Origin of the sequence: Lentzea sp. NPDC004782, assembly GCF_040609115.1 — a bacterium.
Classification (GTDB): Bacteria; Actinomycetota; Actinomycetes; order Mycobacteriales; family Pseudonocardiaceae; genus Lentzea.
Window position 1 is genome coordinate 1 of the sequence record NZ_JBEXJN010000147.1, and the last position, 1,298, is coordinate 1,298.

The following is a 1,298-nucleotide window of genomic DNA, read 5'->3' on the forward strand; positions in this document are numbered from 1 at the left end:
GTTCTTTGAGAACTGCACAGTGGATGCGAGCATCTTTGTAGCAAGTTAGTAAGGGCATACGGTGGATGTCTTGGCACCAGGAGCCGATGAAGGACGTAGGAGACTGCGAAAAGTCTAGGGGAGCTGTCAACCGAGCTGAGATCCTAGAATTTCCGAATGGGGAAACCCGGCCCCAGTCATGTGGGGTCACCCATACCTGAACACATAGGGTATGTGGAGGGAACGCGGGGAAGTGAAACATCTCAGTACCCGTAGGAAGAGAAAACAACCGTGATTCCGTGAGTAGTGGCGAGCGAAAGCGGATGAGGCTAAACCGCGTCTGTGTGATACCCGGCAGGGGTTGCATTCGCGGGGTCGTGGGACCTTCTTGCTAGTTCTGCCGGACTAGCGGCGAGTCAGAAACCACTGTGGTTAGAGGAATACGTCTGGAAAGCGTGAGCGTAGAGGGTGAAACTCCCGTACTCGAAAACCCGGTGGCTCGTTGGAGTGTTCCCAAGTAGCAGCGTACTCGTGGAATTCGCTGTGAATCTGGCGGGACCACCCGCTAAGCCTAAATACTCCCTGGTGACCGATAGCGGACTAGTACCGTGAGGGAAAGATGAAAAGTACCCCGGGAGGGGAGTGAAATAGTACCTGAAACCGTGTGCCTACAATCCGTCGGAGCCTTTTGGGGTGACGGCGTGCCTTTTGAAGAATGAGCCTGCGAGTTAGTGCTACGTGGCGAGGTTAACCCGTGTGGGGTAGCCGTAGCGAAAGCGAGTCTGAATAGGGCGTTTAGTCGCGTGGTCTAGACCCGAAGCGGTGTGATCTAGCCATGGCCAGGGTGAAGCGCGGGTAAGACCGCGTGGAGGCCCGAACCCACCAGGGTTGAAAACCTGGGGGATGAGCTGTGGTTAGGGGTGAAAGGCCAATCAAACACCGTGATAGCTGGTTCTCCCCGAAATGCATTTAGGTGCAGCGTCGTGTGTTTCACCGCGGGGGTAGAGCACTGGATGGTCTAGGGGGCCCACAAGCTTACCGAAATCAACCAAACTCCGAATACCGTGGTGTGAGAGCGCGGCAGTGAGACTGCGGGGGATAAGCTTCGTAGTCGAGAGGGAAACAGCCCAGAACGCCAGCTAAGGCCCCTAAGTGTGTGCTAAGTGGGAAAGGATGTGGGGTCGCACAGACAGCCAGGAGGTTGGCTTAGAAGCAGCCACCCTTTAAAGAGTGCGTAATAGCTCACTGGTCAAGTGGTCCTGCGCCGACAATGTAGCGGGGCTTAAGCACACCGCCGAAGCTGTGTCATTGGAACGTAT

1 rRNA gene (running past one end of the window) is annotated in these 1,298 nt (G+C 55.6%); it reads left to right on the forward strand.

What is annotated here, in order from left to right:
• Positions 1 to 38: 38 nt before the first annotated feature.
• Positions 39 to 1,298: ribosomal RNA gene (locus ABZV40_RS46285) — 23S ribosomal RNA — on the forward strand; it runs 1,477 nt beyond the window's last position.